The sequence below is a fragment of the Bradyrhizobium sp. genome (genome assembly GCF_019244115.1).
In the GTDB taxonomy this organism is placed as follows: domain Bacteria; phylum Pseudomonadota; class Alphaproteobacteria; order Rhizobiales; family Xanthobacteraceae; genus Bradyrhizobium.
Genome location: NZ_JAFATE010000324.1, coordinates 1 through 15,094, shown reverse-complemented (window position 1 = coordinate 15,094; position 15,094 = coordinate 1). Strand labels below are relative to the sequence as shown.

Sequence of the window (15,094 nt, the reverse complement as noted above, 5' to 3'; positions counted from 1 at the left end):
ACGGCGAGGCCGGCGGTGAGCGCGTCCTGGTGGTCGTTGCGCATCACGACGAAGGGCTGCGCGACGACGTCGAACAAGTCGTAACCGGCGTCGTCGCTCAGGGTGCTCGCGGCCGCGTCGATGCGCTGGCCGCGCAGAGGCGTCTGGTTCAGGATATAGGCGAACGGCTTCTTCCAGGCCTTGATGACGCCGAGCGTCGCGGCGGTCGCCTCGATGTCGGCGATGCTCGGCCGGGCCGGGATTAGGGTCATGTCGGCGTGGCGGATCGCCGCCGTGGTGGCGGCGGTGATGCCGCTCGCGGTGTCGATGATGGTCAACGTCACGCCGCCGCGTTCCAGCGCGGGCAGGCGATTTTCGATATCGGCGGCATTGTAGATCGGCTCGACCAGCGGTTCGGCGAGGCCGCGGCGGCATTGCCATTTCGACAGCGTACCCTGCTTGTCGGTCTCGATCAGACGGACGTTATGGCCGGCCTGCTGCGCGGCCAGCGCGAGCCCGATGGCGAGCGTGCTTTTGCCGCTGCCGCCCTTCTGCGTGGCGAGTACGATCGTGTGCATCGAAAGTTCCTTCGGACATGTTTGGGTTTTCTACGCCACGCTGAGTGCATCGCTCATCGCGACGCGGGAGCAGTTCTCGCTCGGGACGTCCCAGTCCGAACCCTTGAACGAACGGGATCGCGGTGGTCCGAATCAGCAACACAGGCAGACAAATCGACCATCACACACAGCCATGGGTTGCGAACATCCCCCAGGACTACGGCGCAACGAACCGACCTCATTGTCGCCCAACTTTGGGCAGTTTGGTTAACAATCCATGAACGGCAGGCGGCCTTTGTCCAATAATGACACGGCCGTGATGAATATGATGCGCGTGACGCGCGTCGCCGGCCTGCCGAAGGCAGATCGTTAAGAAAGTGTGAACGCGCGTGCTTGAAACGTGCCACAATTGCCCGGAAGATCGCGCGAGATTTGATCGTCATTCCGGAGCGCGCGAAGCGCGAAGCCGTAGTCGTACGGTCCGGTTGGTTAGCCAATTCTTTATCGCAGGCTGCCGTAATTTTACTCAATTGCTCATCATCCGAGCATGAGGGATTTTGCGATGCCTGCGCTAAACTTGAACATCCGCGGACGGCTGATCGTCGGCTTCGGCAGTCTATGCATCCTGCTGGCTGGTGTCGTGACCATCACAATGGTCAAGGTCCATGCGGTCAACGACTCGACCGCGCGCAATGTCAATCTGCGGGTGCCGACCGCGATGGCCGCGAGCGACCTGGTGTCCGAAGTCTACGCCACGTTGGCCTCGCTGCGCGGCTGGCTGATCTCCGGCAATGATGTCTTCAAGGCCGAGCGCGTCGGGCTCTGGCAGGAGATCCAGAAGCGCGGCGCCGAAATGGACCGTCTCTCCACTGAGTGGAGTAGCGAGCAGAATAAGCAGAGCTGGAGAGAGGCGAAACCGCTGCTCGACGAACTGCGCAGCGCGCAGGACAAGGCCGAGGCGATCGCGCACACGATCGACGAGCAGCCCGCAACCAAGCTTCTGGCGACCGAGGCCGCGCCGCTCGCCAAGACGATGTTGCGCGAGGCCACGGCGATCATCAACGAGGAAGGCAACATTCCTTCGACCGATGCGCGCAAGAGCCTGTTGATCGACTTCGCGGACCTGCGCGGCAGCCTTGCGATGGCAATCGGTGCGATCCGTGCCTATCTGCTGACGGCCGACGCCACTTTCAAGACGGAGTATGGGGAGCTTTGGGCGCTCAACCAGAAGAAATTCGACGCATTGTCGAAGCGGCGCGGGGAGATGACGGCCGATCAACAAAAGGCCTTCGCGTCGCTCATCGATGCGCGCAACAGGTTCGCGCCGCTGCCGGAAAAGATGTTCCAGATCCGGGCCTCGGATCGCTGGAACATGGCGCAGTGGTTCCTGACCAACGAGGCTGCCCCGCGCGCCAACAAGTTGCTCGACATCTTCTCCGGAACCAAGTCGGCCGAGGGTACGCGCTCCGGCGGCATGGTTGGCCGGCAGAAGGACATCCTGACGCGGGACGGCAATGCCGTCCTTGCGGAAACCGACGCGCTGATGACGCTTCTGTGGATCATCCTTGGCGTCGCCATCGGCGTTGCTGCGACCGTCGTCTATCTGACCAACCGCTCGATCGTGCCGCCGATCATGAGCATGGTCGGCGCCATGGGCAAGCTGGCGTCAGGCGATCACTCCGTGGAGATTCCGGCGATCGACAAGCAGGACGAGATCGGCCTGATGGCGCGGGCCGTCGTCGTGTTCAAGGAGAACATGATCAAGGCAAAGGAGCTTGCGGCCAAGGAAGCCGAGGCGGTCAAGCGACGCATGGCTCGCGCGACCCGGGTCAACGAACTGACCGACACCTTCGACGCCGGCATCTCGGCGGTGCTGCGGTCGGTCGCGTCCGCGTCCACCGAGCTGCAGGCCACGGCGTCGGAAATGACGGCGACCGCCGAGCAGACCAGCGCGCAAGCGACCGCGGTTGCCGCGGCGACCGAAGAGGCCTCCGCCAATGTGCAGACGGTGGCGGCGGCCTCGGAAGAGCTGGCGAGTTCGGTGACCGAGATCAGCCGCCAGGTCGCGCAATCGGCCTCGATCGCGCAGAAGGCGGTAAGCGAGGCCGATCGCACCAATTCGACCGTGCAGGGGCTGCAGCATGATGCGGCCGCGATCGGCGACGTGGTCAAGCTGATCAGCGAGATCGCCAGCCAGACCAATCTTCTCGCGCTCAACGCCACGATAGAGGCGGCGCGCGCGGGCGATGCGGGCCGCGGATTTGCGGTGGTCGCATCCGAGGTCAAGAACCTCGCGGAGCAGACCGCAAAGGCCACCGATCAGATTTCCAGCCAGGTTGCGTCGATCCAGGCCTCCTCGGGCGAAGTCGTCGATGCCATCAAGGGGATCAGCGGGACGATCAGCCAGATGAACGAGATCGCGGCAGCGATCGCCAGCGCCGTGGAGGAGCAGGGCTCGGCGACGCAAGAGATCGCGCGCAACGTGCAACAGGCGGCGGCCGGCACCACGGAGATCTCGTCGAACGTGACCGGCGTCCGGCAGGCCGCCGGCGACACCGGCGCGGCCGCCCAGCAGGTGCTCCTGGCGTCCAGCGAACTGTCGCAGCAGTCGGAGACGCTGCGCGGTCAGGTCGAGACCTTCCTTGCCGACATCAAAGCGGCGTGAGGCGAACCAGGACTATTTCCGCACGCAGATCACGCGCACGACGGAGGCTTTTGCGTCGGACGATCCGCCGGCCGGCGTGATGCCATTGGCCTTCAAGAAATCAACGACCACGTCGCCCTGCACGAGCACGGCGTGTGCCGCGGGCGCCGATGTCGCGGGGCCCGCGATCACCGCGGGTTTCAGCAGCGCAAGGCCGACGAACCGGCCGTCGCCATCGCGCGCGGGCGCGCCGGAAAAGCCGGCCGCGGGCGGTGGCGACAGCGCGAGATCACCACCGCCGCCGACCTGGGCGGCCTGCGCCTTGACGCTACTCACCGCCGAGCCGCCGCCCTGGCTCTGCGGATCGAGGATGCCGGTAAGTTCGACATTGGTATTGGAATTTGCCTTGGCCTGGCCGGGGGAAAGATCCAGCGGCTGCAGGCCACCAGCGCCATAGATGCGCAGCAGCGCCAGGCCGTGCTCCCTGTCGTCGGCGACGCGGTCGGCATGGCTGAAGCCGCCGATCGTGATCGCGATGCAGCCGTCAGTGACCTCGCGATCGGTCAAGATGGCGCCATCCGCGCTGACGACGATGCCGGTGCCGTAGTCGACGGTTTTGCGCGGCGGCGGGCTGCCGACGGGCGCCGGAAACGGCGTGAATGCGCTCGACATCGCGATCACGACGGGCTCGACGATGTTTTCCATCGCCTGGTCGTAGAGGATGGTCATGATCCGGACTTCATCCCCCTTGAAAGTGCCGCGTAAGTAAAACTTCTTCAGGCCCTGCAGGCCCGACAGCACGAAAAAGTCCGGCTTCACCACAGTGTAGTCGACGGTGCGGCCGGGCGGATCCTTCTTCTCCTGGTCCGCAAGTTTTGCGGTGGTCGGGCCGGCTTCCTTGCGCCGCGTCAGCACGACCTGCACCGTGCCGGTCGGCGAGCTCCATTTCGTGCCGTTGGCATCGCTCGACTGCTGCGGCACCAGTTTCAAGGGAATGCCGAGCCGAGCGCCGGTGACGCCGTCGGTCACCAGCTTCCAGCCGACGCTGTCCTGCTTGCGGCGCGCGGTTTCCGCCAGCACGCTGCGTTCCTGTGGGTTGAGCACGCCGGTCGGCTTGCCGCCCTTGGCCTTCTGGTATTCCTTGATCGCATTGACCATGCGATCGGAGACGTCACCCGTGATCGCGCCATTATATTCGCCGACCCAGGCGAGATCGGACTGCAGCGCGAGCCGCTCGGTCTGCGCCATTGCGTTGGCGGTATCGGCCGGAGCCTGCACTGCGGGGCGCACCGGAACGGTCGCCACCGTTTTCGGCTTGGCGCCGGCGCTGCTCGGCTGCATCATCTGCGCCTGCGCGCAAGCGCCGCTGGCTGCCAGGATCAATGTTGCCGAAAGCACCGATCTCATGCTGAGTGCCCCCACTCTCATGTATTGCGGACCATATAATTAAGCACATCTGTTTGGTCTGATATAGCTGGGTATGGGTTCAGGGGAACCTTTGGGGATAACGATGCTGAGCGCCGACGAACTCGAACGCTATGCCCGTCACATCGTGCTCCGCGAGGTCGGCGGCCCGGGCCAGCAGGCGCTGAAGGAAGCCTCCGTGCTGGTGGTTGGCGCCGGTGGCCTCGGCGCGCCGGCGCTGATGTATCTCGCCGCCGCCGGTGTCGGCACGTTGGGCGTGGTCGATGACGATGTGGTGTCGCTGTCCAATCTGCAGCGGCAGATCATCCACACGACGCCGGACATCGGCCGCCGCAAGGTCGATACCGCGGCCGAGCGCATCTTCGCACTCAACCCGCACGTCGATTTCGCCGCGCATGCGACGTACCTGAATGCCGACAACGCGCTCGCGCTGATCGGCGGCTATGATCTCGTGCTCGACGGCTCGGACAATTTTGCGACCCGCTATCTCGTCTCCGACGCCTGCTTCCTTGCCGCGAGGCCGCTGATCACGGCGGCGCTCGGCACCTTCGATGCGACGCTGACCACGATCCGTGGGCACGAGCGGAACGAGCAGGGCGAGTTCAATCCGACCTATCGCTGCCTGTTTCCGGAGGCGCCGCCGCCCGGCACCGTGCCGGCCTGCGCCGCGGCCGGTGTGATGGGCGCGCTGGCCGGCGTGCTGGGCTCGATGATGGCGCTGGAGGCGATCCGCGAGATCGTCGGTTTTGGCGAGGGCCTGATCGGGCGGCTGTTGATGCTGGACGCGCGCACCATGCGCGTCGAGACGTTGCGCTACCAGCGCGATCCGCAAAACATCCTGAACGGCGATGGCCTGACCATCACCGATCTGTCAGGGCATCGCTAGCCCGCTGATCAACCCGCGCGACAGCCGGCGCTTGCGGCGTTCGTCAGCCTCGTCGGCGAATGGCGGAAAAGGAGCGGCGCAAAAGTCAGTTAGTTGTCGTCCCGGCCAAGCGAGCGTGCGGCGCTCCGCGCCGCCAAACGCGAGCGCAGAGCCGGGACCCATAACCACAGGCAGTTGTTGGTGCGAAGAAAGGCGTAACGACTATCTCGCGCAACAACTTGGGCCTGTGGTTATGGGTCCCCGCATTCGCGGGGACGACGGCTACAGCATGTTCGGCAGCACGCGATCCGGCGGCTTGTGATTGTCGAGAAAGGTCTTGATGTTGATGATCACCTTCTCGCCCATCTCGACGCGGCCCTCGATGGTCGCCGAGCCCATATGCGGCAACAGCGTCACCTTGCCGGCCTTCGCAAGCCGCATCAGTTTTGGATTAACCGCGGGCTCGTGCTCGTAGACGTCGAGGCCCGCGCCGCCGATCTCGCCGGCCTCGATCAGCTTGGTCATGGTCTCCTCGTCGATCACCTCGCCGCGCGCGGTGTTGACGATATAGGCCTCTTTGCGGATCAGTTTCAGCCGCCGCGCCGACAAGAGATGGAACGTTGCCGGCGTATGCGGACAGTTCACCGAGATGATGTCCATCCGCGCCAGCATCTGGTCCAGGCTTTCCCAATAGGTCGCGCCGAGCTCGTCGGCGATCATGGGCGCTACCGGGCGACGGTTGTGATAATGGATCTGCAGTCCGAACGCGCGTGCCCGCCGCGCCACGGCCTGCCCGATGCGGCCCATGCCGACGATGCCGAGCCGTTTGCCCCCGATGCGGTGGCCGAGCATCCAGGTCGGCGACCAGCCGGCCCAGCCCTTGGCGTCGGTCAGGATCGAGGCGCCCTCGATCAGCCGGCGCGGCACCGCGAGGATCAGCGCCATCGTCATGTCGGCGGTGTCCTCGGTCAGGACCTTTGGCGTGTTGGTGACGGTGATGCCGCGGGCATGCGCCGCGACCACGTCGATGTTGTCGACGCCGTTGCCGAAGTTGGCGATCAGGCGGATCCTGCAGTCGGGATGCTTGAGCAGGTCCTCACCGATGTGATCGGTGACGGTTGGAACCAGTACATCGGCCGATCGCAGCGCGTCGGCGATCTGCTCGGTCGTCAGCGGCGTGTCATCGAGATTGAGGCGCGTGTCGAACAGCTCGCGCATGCGCGTCTCGATCGTATCCGGAAGTTTGCGCGTGACGACGACGACAGGCTTTTTCTTGACCGACATGTCCTGCTCTCATGAGGTCGTTCAGACCTCATTAACCGGGTTGTTCGACACTGCCCGTGCCGCCCGGTCCAGCGTTTCCTTGAGGGTTTCCCAAGGCATTCCCTCGAGCGCTGTCGCCAAAGGAGCCCGGGCGCATCTTGGTTAAAGGCTTTCCGTCCTCTCTAGCAGAAGGCCACGCCAAGACAAACCCCGACAAGTCCGCTCGAACCTTCAGGGGGCGGGACGAACGGGGGCAGGGCAGGCGCAGGCGCAGGTGCGGCTGATGTCAGGCGCGATGCGTCTAAGGTTGAGCGATCTCGGCAGGAGGCGAGGGGAATGGGATTGGGGCGTTTGGGCTGTCTGGTGGCGCTCGTGGGCCTGGTGCTGGGGGTCCTGCCGGGCGAGGGTTTTGCCGCCAAGGATTCTCCGATGTCGTCGAGCGGCTTGCCGGTGCCGCGCTATGTCAGTCTGAAATCCGATCACGTCAATGTCCGGTCCGGGCCGACCAAGGACAATGACGTCGCCTGGGTCTACACGCGCTCCGGGCTGCCGGTCGAAATCACTGCCGAATTCGAGAACTGGCGCCGGGTACGCGACTCCGAAGGCGCGGAGGGCTGGGTCTATCATTCCCTGCTGTCCGGCCGCCGCACCGCGGTCATCACCATGAAGCGCAAGGATGATCTCGCCTCGCTCTATGAGAATGCGGATGAGGCGAGCGCCATTGTTGCCCGGTTGCAGGTCGGCGTGATCGCGCAGGTCAAGAAATGCGTCTCAGGCTGGTGCCATGTTGCCGGCGGCGGCTTTGATGGCTGGATCGAGCAGCAGCGGCTGTGGGGCGTCTACGCCGACGAGAAGGTGGAGTGACGCGACTGCGCGTTGTGGGCGCGAGTCTTTGTCGTCGTCATGGGCATCCACGTCTTGGAAGCTTGCTCAGGACAAAAACGTGGATGGCCGGGACAAGCCCGGCCATGACGAATTGGAGCGATGAGAGCGGTCAGCTCTTCTTGCGCAGCCGGACCACCATGTCGACGCGCGCGATCTCGTAGCCGTCCGGCACATCCGGCATCTTCTGCAGCACCAGATGCGGATCGGGAATGTCGACCAGCTCGTGATTATGCTCGAGATAGAAGTGATGATGCGCCGTGACGTTGGTGTCGAAATAGGTCTTCGTGCCGTCGACGCTGACCTGGCGGAGCAGTCCGGCATCGGTCAGCTGATTGAGCGTGTTGTAGACCGTTGCGAGCGAGACCGGCACCTTGGCCAGCGTCGCTTCCTCATAGAGCATTTCGGCGGTGAGGTGCCGTGCGCCCTTGCCGAACAACAGCCAGCCCAGCGCCATGCGCTGCCGGGTCGGGCGAAGACCCGCCGCCTGCAGCATCTCGTTGACATCGTGCCACGGGCATCCGGTCAGCACGGCTTGCCGTCCCGTGTGCAACGACGGGGAACCGACGGGGGTTGGTTTGAAAATCGGGGCGCTGTCGCTCATTTCGGTTCGATCACACCAGCTCAGATACGCATACTAACATTTTTGTATAAGTACGAAATCATCCAGATGCAAGTTTTTCGCAACTGGGCGCCGCTAGAGCCGGTCTAAATGCCGCTGATGTGGCAGCGCCGCTTGCCACCCGTCGTGCCTGTGATAGAGAGCGCCCGGACCCAACAAGGCTGCTTGCATCGGCATCGCGGCCTGTTCTGGTCGCGCCGAACAGGCGCACTTCTCGCACGAAAACGGGTCCTTTTTCGCTCGAAAAATACCCTCTGGCCCGGGATTTTTGGGAGGCTGTCTGGCATGTTGGATCGGCGCGGCGGTTATGAATATGAGGATCTGCTGGCATGCGCCCGCGGCGAATTGTTTGGCCCCGGAAATGCCCAATTGCCGCTGCCGCCAATGCTGATGTTTGACCGAATTGCGGACATCAGCGAGACCGGCGGCGAGTACGGCAAGGGTCTGGTGCGGGCCGAGCTCGATGTGAAACCCGACCTCTGGTTCTTCGGTTGTCATTTCAAGAACGATCCTGTCATGCCCGGATGTCTCGGCCTTGACGCGCTGTGGCAGATGGTCGGTTTCTATCTCGGGTGGAGCGGCGGCGAAGGCCGCGGACGGGCGCTGGGCCTCGGCGAACTGAAGTTTGCCGGCCAGGTTCTGCCGAACGTGCGCAAGGTTGTGTACAACGTCGACATCAAGCGCGTGATGCGCTCGAAGCTGGTGCTCGGGATCGCCGACGGGTGGCTTTCCATGGACGGCGAGATTATCTATCGCGCCAAGGATTTGAGGGTCGGCTTGTTCAAGCAGGGAACGGCCCCGACGTGAATAGGATCATCGCAGCAGGGACCAAGGAGAGGGTGAGGCGATCATGAGGCGGGTTGTCATCACGGGGATGGGCATCGTCTCATCCATCGGAAACAACACCCAGGAAGTGCTGGCGAGTCTCTATGAGGCCAAGTCCGGGATTACGCGCGCGGCGAAATATGCGGAGCTTGGATTCCGCTCGCAGGTGCAGGGCGCGCCGACACTCGATCCCGCCGATGTCGTCGATCGCCGGGCGATGCGGTTCCTCGGCGACGGCGCGGCGTGGAATCATGTCGCGATGGAGCAGGCGATCCAGGATTCCGGCCTCGAGCCGTCGGATGTCTGCAACGTTCGCACCGGTATCATCATGGGCTCGGGCGGTCCGTCCACCAGGACGCTGGTCGAGGCCGCCGACATCGCGCGCACCAAGGGCCCGAAGCGGGTCGGCCCGTTCGCGGTGCCGAAAGCAATGTCGTCGACCGCGTCCGCGACGCTGGCCACCTGGTTCAAGATCAAGGGCGTCAACTATTCGATCTCCTCGGCATGCGCCACGTCGAACCACTGCATCGGCAACGCCTACGAGATCATTCAGCTCGGCAAGCAGGACATCATCTTCGCCGGCGGCTGCGAGGAGCTCGACTGGTCGCTCTCGGTGCTGTTCGACGCCATGGGCGCGATGTCGTCGAAGCACAATGAGACGCCGGCGACAGCCTCGCGCCCCTACGATATCAGCCGCGACGGTTTCGTCATCGCCGGCGGTGCGGGCGTGGTGGTGCTGGAAGAGCTCGAACACGCCAAGGCGCGCGGCGCGCGCATCTATGGCGAGATCATCGGCTATGGCGCCACGTCCGACGGCTATGACATGGTCGCGCCGTCGGGCGAAGGCGCCGAGCGCTGCATGCGGATGGCGCTGTCGACCGTGAATACGAAGATCGATTACATCAATCCGCACGCGACATCGACGCCGGCCGGCGATCCGCCGGAGATCGAGGCGATCCGAAAGGTGTTCGGCCCCGGCGAAAAATGCCCGCCGATCGCGGCGACCAAGGCGCTGACCGGCCATTCGCTCGGCGCCACCGGCGTGCAGGAAGCGATCTACGCGCTGCTCATGATGAACAACGGTTTCATCTGCGAGAGCGCCCACATCACCGAGCTCGATCCCATCTTCGCCGACATGCCCATCGTGCGCAAGCGCATCGACAACGCCAGGCTCGGCACCGTGCTGTCGAACTCGTTCGGTTTCGGCGGCACCAATGCCACATTGGTGTTCAAGCGGATGGATGCGTGACTTCGTTTTCACCGCGCCTCGTTTGCGGTGACAGGTCGCCAGGCAGGAAATGGGGACTCTTCCGGAATCCGAAATGGGGTGCGCATGATCATCGAACCGCGCGTGCGGGGCTTCATGTGCACGACGGCACATCCGGTCGGCTGCGCCAGAAATGTCCGTGATCAGATCGCCTACGTTGTTCGCCGGGGCCCGATTCCGGAGTGCCCCAGGCGCGTCGCCGTGCTCGGGTGCTCGACGGGTTATGGTCTCGCCAGCCGCATCGTTGCGACCTTCGCCGGCGGCGCGGAAACGATCGGCGTGTCGCTCGAGCGCGAGCCCTCGGCGAGCAGAACCGGCAGCGCCGGCTGGTACAACAATCGCGCATTCGAGGTCGAGGCGCAGAAGATCGGACAATCCCCACTCACGCTGGAAGGCGATGCGTTCTCCGACGGCTTGAAGAAGATCTTCATCGAGCGTGTGCGCGAAAAGTTCGGACAGCTGGACATGCTGGTCTACAGCATGGCTGCTCCGGTCCGGACCGACCCCGAGACGGGGAAGACCTATCGATCAGCGATCAAGCCGCTCGGCGCTCCCGTCGAAATCAAGACCCTCAACACCGAAACCGGCGAGGTCTTCGAGACGAATCTTGCGCCGGCAAGTGAGGATGAAGCCGCGGCCACGGTCGCGGTGATGGGAGGCGATGACTGGAAGCGCTGGATCGACCAACTCGCGAACGCGGGCGTTTTGGCCCCACGCTTCCGGACACTCAACTACACCTATGTCGGCAGCGAACTGACTTGGCCCATCTACTGGAAGGGCACCCTGGGTCGCGCCAAGGTCGATCTCGACCGCAAAGCCGAAGAGATTAGGGGCCGGCTCGGCCCGGACGCCGCCCGCGTCGTGGCGCTGAAGGCGGTGGTCACGCAGGCGAGTTCAGCGATCCCGGTGGTGCCGCTGTACGGGACCGTGCTGTTCAAGGTCATGAAGCAAATCGGGCTTCACGAGGGGTGCATCGAACAGATTGACCGCCTATTCCGGACGCGCCTTGGCCCGGGCGCCGAAGTCGACGACGCCCAGCGCCTCAGATTAGACGACTGGGAGCTTTCGCCCGAGGTTCAGGCCGAGGTGGCGCGCCGCTGGCCTCTGCTTTCGACCGCAACGCTCGGGGAATTGGCCGACCTTGCGGAATACCGGACCCAGTTTCTCCGCCTGTTCGGATTTGGCATCGACGGTGTCGACTACGCGCAGGACGTCGATCACCGCGTCGTCCCAGGCTGAGCGCGTAGGGTGGGCAAAAGGCGCGCACGGCGCAAGCGCGCCTTTGCCGATCCTACATGTGGTCAGCCCGCCGCGATCTGCTGCGCGCGCTGGAACGCCGGGCGCGCGGTGCAGCGATCGACATAGGCCTCGAAGGACGGCCGCGACGGCACCATCTTGAACATCCGGACCGCAAAGTTGAGCATCGAGCCCATCGCGACGTCGGCCGCGGAGAAATTCTCCCCGAGCAGCCACGGGCCCTTCGACAGCGCCGCATCGAGCACGTCGAACGGGCGCTGTGCCTCGCCCCAGCCCGCGGCGACCGGGTTCATCTCGAACTTGGTCGAGAGCTGCACCATCGCAGGCTCGATACAGCCAGGCAGGAAGAACAGCCAGTAGAGAAATTTTGCGCGCACGGGGTCGCCGAGCGGCGGCGTGAGCTTCGCATCGGGATAGCGCTCGGCAACGTAGGCGCAGATCGCCGCGTTCTCCGCCAGCGTCACCTCGCCGTCCTTCAGCGCCGGCACCTTGCCCATCGGGTTGATGGCGAGATAGTCCGCCTGTTTCTGCGCGCCGGTCGAAATGTCGATCAGCACGCGTTCGTAAGGCTGGCCGGTTTCTTCCATCAGCCAGAGTGCGGTGAAGGAGCGCGTGCGTGGGCACCAGTAGAGCTGCATCATGGGCGGTTTCCTTTCTTCCAGCGATAATACTTCATCATGAGTCCATTGCTCGGCTCGACCGCCTCCCGCTCGATGACAAACCCTTCACGTTCATACCAGCGCCAGGCTTTTTCGTTCTCGCGCGCGCAGCGCAGCCAGATTTCGTTCGGCAGCAGCTGTCGCGTGAACGCGAGCAGTTGGCTTCCGAGCGAGCGGCCCTGATGATCAGGGGCGACGAACAACTGGTCGAGATAGAGTTGCGGCAGGTGGAGCGCCAGCATCGCCGCAAGCTGTCCCTCGACGTCCGCGACGAACAGGCTCCAGCCGCGCGCAATCTCGCGCGGGACTCGCGCGCGCAAATTTGACAGCAGGACGTCACTCGCGCGATCCAATCCGGTCGAGACCCAGCTCTCCATCCAGAGGCAGGCGATGTCGTCATATTCGGCCGGTCGTGCTGGGCGGATAGCGGGCGTGGTCATCCCTGATCTCCGGTAGCCGAACGCTGCTTTAGCGGGAGACCGCGCGGGACTCAATGCCGCGATCGACTTGTCGTCGATCTGACAAATCCGCCTTTTCAGGTTCGATCGGATGCCGGGTCGCGGACCGCCTCCTGCGCGCCGGCTTTGCCGGTGCGGAGACCTCGATCAGCGGGCCTCGCAAGGCGCGCCTTTTCATCGCGCCGGCGTGAAGGGGGATCACTTTCCACGGCCTGACGATCCTAGTATAGGGACGGAAACAGGGACGGGATAACAAGAACACATTGGAGAGATCATGGATACCGAAGCCAAGTGCCCGTTCACGGGCGCGACCCGCGTACACACCAACCGCGACTGGTGGCCGAACCAGCTGAGACTTGAGGCTCTCCACCAGCACTCCAGCCTGTCCAATCCGATGGGCCAGGCGTTCGACTACGCCAAGGAGTTCAAGAGCCTCGACCTCGATGCCGTGGTCAAGGACCTCAAGGCCCTGATGACGGACTCGCAGGAATGGTGGCCGGCCGATTTCGGCCATTATGGCGGACTGATGATCCGCATGGCCTGGCACAGCGCCGGCACCTACCGCATCACCGACGGCCGTGGCGGCGCCGGCGCCGGCCAGCAGCGTTTTGCGCCGCTCAACAGCTGGCCCGACAACGCCAACCTCGACAAGGCGCGGCGGCTGCTCTGGCCGATCAAGCAGAAATATGGCCGCAAGATCTCCTGGGCCGATCTGATGGTGCTTGCCGGCAACGTCGCGTTGGAGTCGATGGGCTTCAAGACGTTCGGCTTTGCCGGCGGCCGCACCGATGTCTGGGAGCCGGAAGAACTGTACTGGGGTCCCGAAGGCACCTGGCTCGGCGACGAACGCTACAGCGGCGAGCGCCAGCTCGCCGAACCGCTCGGCGCGGTGCAGATGGGTCTGATCTACGTCAATCCGGAAGGGCCGAACGGCAAGCCGGATCCGGTCGCAGCCGCCAAGGACATCCGCGAGACGTTCTTCCGCATGGCGATGAATGACGAGGAGACCGTCGCGCTGATCGCCGGCGGCCACACCTTTGGCAAGACCCATGGCGCGGGCGATCCCTCGCTGATCGGTGCCGAGCCGGAAGGCGGCGCCATCGAGGATCAAGGCCTCGGCTGGAAGAGCAAGTTCGGCACCGGCATCGGCGCCGACGCGATCACCGGCGGCCCGGAAGTGGTGTGGTCGCAGACCCCGACCAAGTGGAGCAACTACTTCTTCGAGAACCTGTTCAAATATGAGTGGGAGCTGACCAGGAGCCCGGCAGGTGCGCAGCAGTGGCAGGCGAAAGGGGCCGAGGCGAGCATTCCGGATCCCTTCGACAAGTCGAAGAAGCGCGTGCCGACCATGCTCACCACCGATCTGTCGCTGCGCTTCGATCCGGCCTACGAAAAAATCTCGCGGCGCTTCCTTGAGCATCCGGATCAGTTCGCGGACGCCTTTGCCCGCGCCTGGTTCAAGCTCACCCATCGCGACATGGGTCCTCGCGCGCGCTATCTCGGCCCGCTGGTGCCGAAGGAGACGCTGATCTGGCAGGACCCGATCCCTGCCGTGGATCATCCGCTGGTCGACGACAAGGATGTCGAGACGCTGAAGGCGAAAATCCTCGCCTCCGGCCTGTCGGTATCGCAGCTGGTCTCGGCGGCCTGGGCCTCGGCGTCGACGTTCCGCGGCTCGGACAAGCGCGGCGGCGCCAACGGTGCGCGCATTCGCCTCAGCCCGCAGAAGGACTGGGAGGTCAACGAGCCGGCGCAGCTGAAAACCGTGCTGCAAAAGCTCGAAGCCATCCAGCAGGAGTTCAATGGCGCCGGGGCTAAGAAGGTCTCGCTCGCCGACCTGATCGTGCTTGGCGGCTCCGCGGCGGTGGAGAAGGCGGCGAAGGACGGCGGCACCGCGGTGAAGGTCCCCTTCACGCCCGGACGCATGGATGCTTCTGAACAGCAGACCGATGCGGCCTCGTTCGCGCCGCTCGAGCCGCGGGCCGACGGCTTCCGCAATTATCTCAGCGGCAAGCGGCAGTTCATGAAGCCTGAAGAGGCGCTGGTCGATCGTGCGGAGCTGCTGACGCTGACGGCACCCGAAATGACGGTGCTGGTCGGCGGCCTGCGCGTGCTCGGCGCCAACGTCGGCAACTCCAAACACGGCGTCTTCACGAGCAAGCCGGAGACGCTGAGCAACGACTTCTTCGTCAACCTGCTCGACATGGCCACGGAGTGGCAGCCGCAGGCGGGCGCCGAGGGCGTCTACGAAGGGCGTGACCGCAAGACCAAGGCGGCGCGGTGGACCGGCACCCGCGTCGACCTGATCTTCGGCTCGCACTCGCAGCTCCGCGCGTTCGCCGAGGTCTATGCCTCTGCCGACGCGAAGGAGAAGTTCGTGCACGACTTCGT

Annotated in this window: 13 protein-coding genes; 7 read left to right on the top strand and 6 right to left on the bottom strand. The window is 64.4% G+C overall.

Features of this window, described 5'->3' with window-relative positions:
• A partial coding sequence (locus JOZ76_RS14515) for a ParA family protein (RefSeq protein WP_291699314.1) occupies positions 1-557 on the bottom strand: 557 nt, incomplete at its 3' end.
• A gap of 541 nt (positions 558-1,098) precedes the next feature.
• Between JOZ76_RS14515 and JOZ76_RS14510 the strand changes: the two genes are divergently transcribed.
• A complete protein-coding gene (locus JOZ76_RS14510) occupies positions 1,099-3,201 on the top strand; it encodes a methyl-accepting chemotaxis protein (protein ID WP_291699313.1) in 2,103 nt (700 codons plus the stop codon).
• Positions 3,202-3,213: 12 nt separating this feature from the next.
• Here JOZ76_RS14510 and JOZ76_RS14505 read toward each other — a convergent pair whose 3' ends face one another.
• Entirely contained in the window at positions 3,214-4,587 is a 1,374-nt protein-coding gene (locus JOZ76_RS14505) for a serine protease (protein ID WP_291699312.1), read from the bottom strand.
• 103 nt (positions 4,588-4,690) lie between these two features.
• Between JOZ76_RS14505 and JOZ76_RS14500 the strand changes: the two genes are divergently transcribed.
• The gene (locus tag JOZ76_RS14500; RefSeq protein ID WP_291699311.1) at positions 4,691-5,491 is read left to right on the top strand and encodes a HesA/MoeB/ThiF family protein; all 801 of its coding nucleotides are present in this window, start codon (positions 4,691-4,693) and stop codon (positions 5,489-5,491) included.
• 261 nt (positions 5,492-5,752) lie between these two features.
• On the opposite strand, the gene JOZ76_RS14495 is transcribed toward JOZ76_RS14500, so the two are convergent.
• The gene (locus tag JOZ76_RS14495) at positions 5,753-6,754 is read right to left on the bottom strand and encodes a 2-hydroxyacid dehydrogenase (RefSeq protein WP_291699310.1); all 1,002 of its coding nucleotides are present in this window, start codon (positions 6,752-6,754) and stop codon (positions 5,753-5,755) included.
• 315 nt (positions 6,755-7,069) lie between these two features.
• Between JOZ76_RS14495 and JOZ76_RS14490 the strand changes: the two genes are divergently transcribed.
• Positions 7,070-7,597, top strand: coding sequence for an SH3 domain-containing protein (locus JOZ76_RS14490; RefSeq protein WP_291699309.1), 528 nt, complete (start codon positions 7,070-7,072; stop codon positions 7,595-7,597).
• Positions 7,598-7,727: 130 nt separating this feature from the next.
• Here the strand turns inward: JOZ76_RS14490 and irrA are convergent, their stop codons facing one another.
• Entirely contained in the window at positions 7,728-8,219 is a 492-nt protein-coding gene (gene irrA / locus JOZ76_RS14485; protein ID WP_291699308.1) for an iron response transcriptional regulator IrrA, read from the bottom strand.
• Between the two features lie 303 nt (positions 8,220-8,522).
• Here irrA and fabA point away from each other — a divergent pair, with 303 nt between their 5' ends.
• From fabA to fabV, 3 genes are all read left to right on the top strand, one after another.
• On the top strand, positions 8,523-9,044 hold the full coding sequence (gene fabA, locus JOZ76_RS14480; protein ID WP_291699315.1) for a 3-hydroxyacyl-[acyl-carrier-protein] dehydratase FabA: 522 nt from the start codon (positions 8,523-8,525) through the stop codon (positions 9,042-9,044).
• Between the two features lie 43 nt (positions 9,045-9,087).
• Positions 9,088-10,311, top strand: coding sequence for a beta-ketoacyl-ACP synthase I (gene fabB, locus JOZ76_RS14475; protein ID WP_291699307.1), 1,224 nt, complete (start codon positions 9,088-9,090; stop codon positions 10,309-10,311).
• A gap of 84 nt (positions 10,312-10,395) precedes the next feature.
• Positions 10,396-11,568: an enoyl-ACP reductase FabV gene (fabV, locus tag JOZ76_RS14470; protein ID WP_291699306.1), complete on the top strand. Its 1,173-nt coding sequence runs from the start codon at positions 10,396-10,398 to the stop codon at positions 11,566-11,568.
• A gap of 62 nt (positions 11,569-11,630) precedes the next feature.
• On the opposite strand, the gene JOZ76_RS14465 is transcribed toward fabV, so the two are convergent.
• Complete coding sequence (locus tag JOZ76_RS14465) at positions 11,631-12,227, bottom strand: glutathione S-transferase family protein (RefSeq protein WP_291699305.1); 597 nt, start codon at positions 12,225-12,227, stop codon at positions 11,631-11,633.
• Positions 12,224-12,685, bottom strand: a complete 462-nt coding sequence (locus JOZ76_RS14460; RefSeq protein ID WP_291699304.1) for a GNAT family N-acetyltransferase — start codon at positions 12,683-12,685, stop codon at positions 12,224-12,226. The genes JOZ76_RS14465 and JOZ76_RS14460 overlap by 4 nt, the downstream gene beginning before the upstream one ends.
• A 292-nt stretch (positions 12,686-12,977) precedes the next feature.
• Here JOZ76_RS14460 and katG point away from each other — a divergent pair.
• On the top strand, positions 12,978-15,094 hold a 2,117-nt coding region (gene katG / locus JOZ76_RS14455), incomplete at its 3' end, for a catalase/peroxidase HPI (RefSeq protein WP_291699303.1).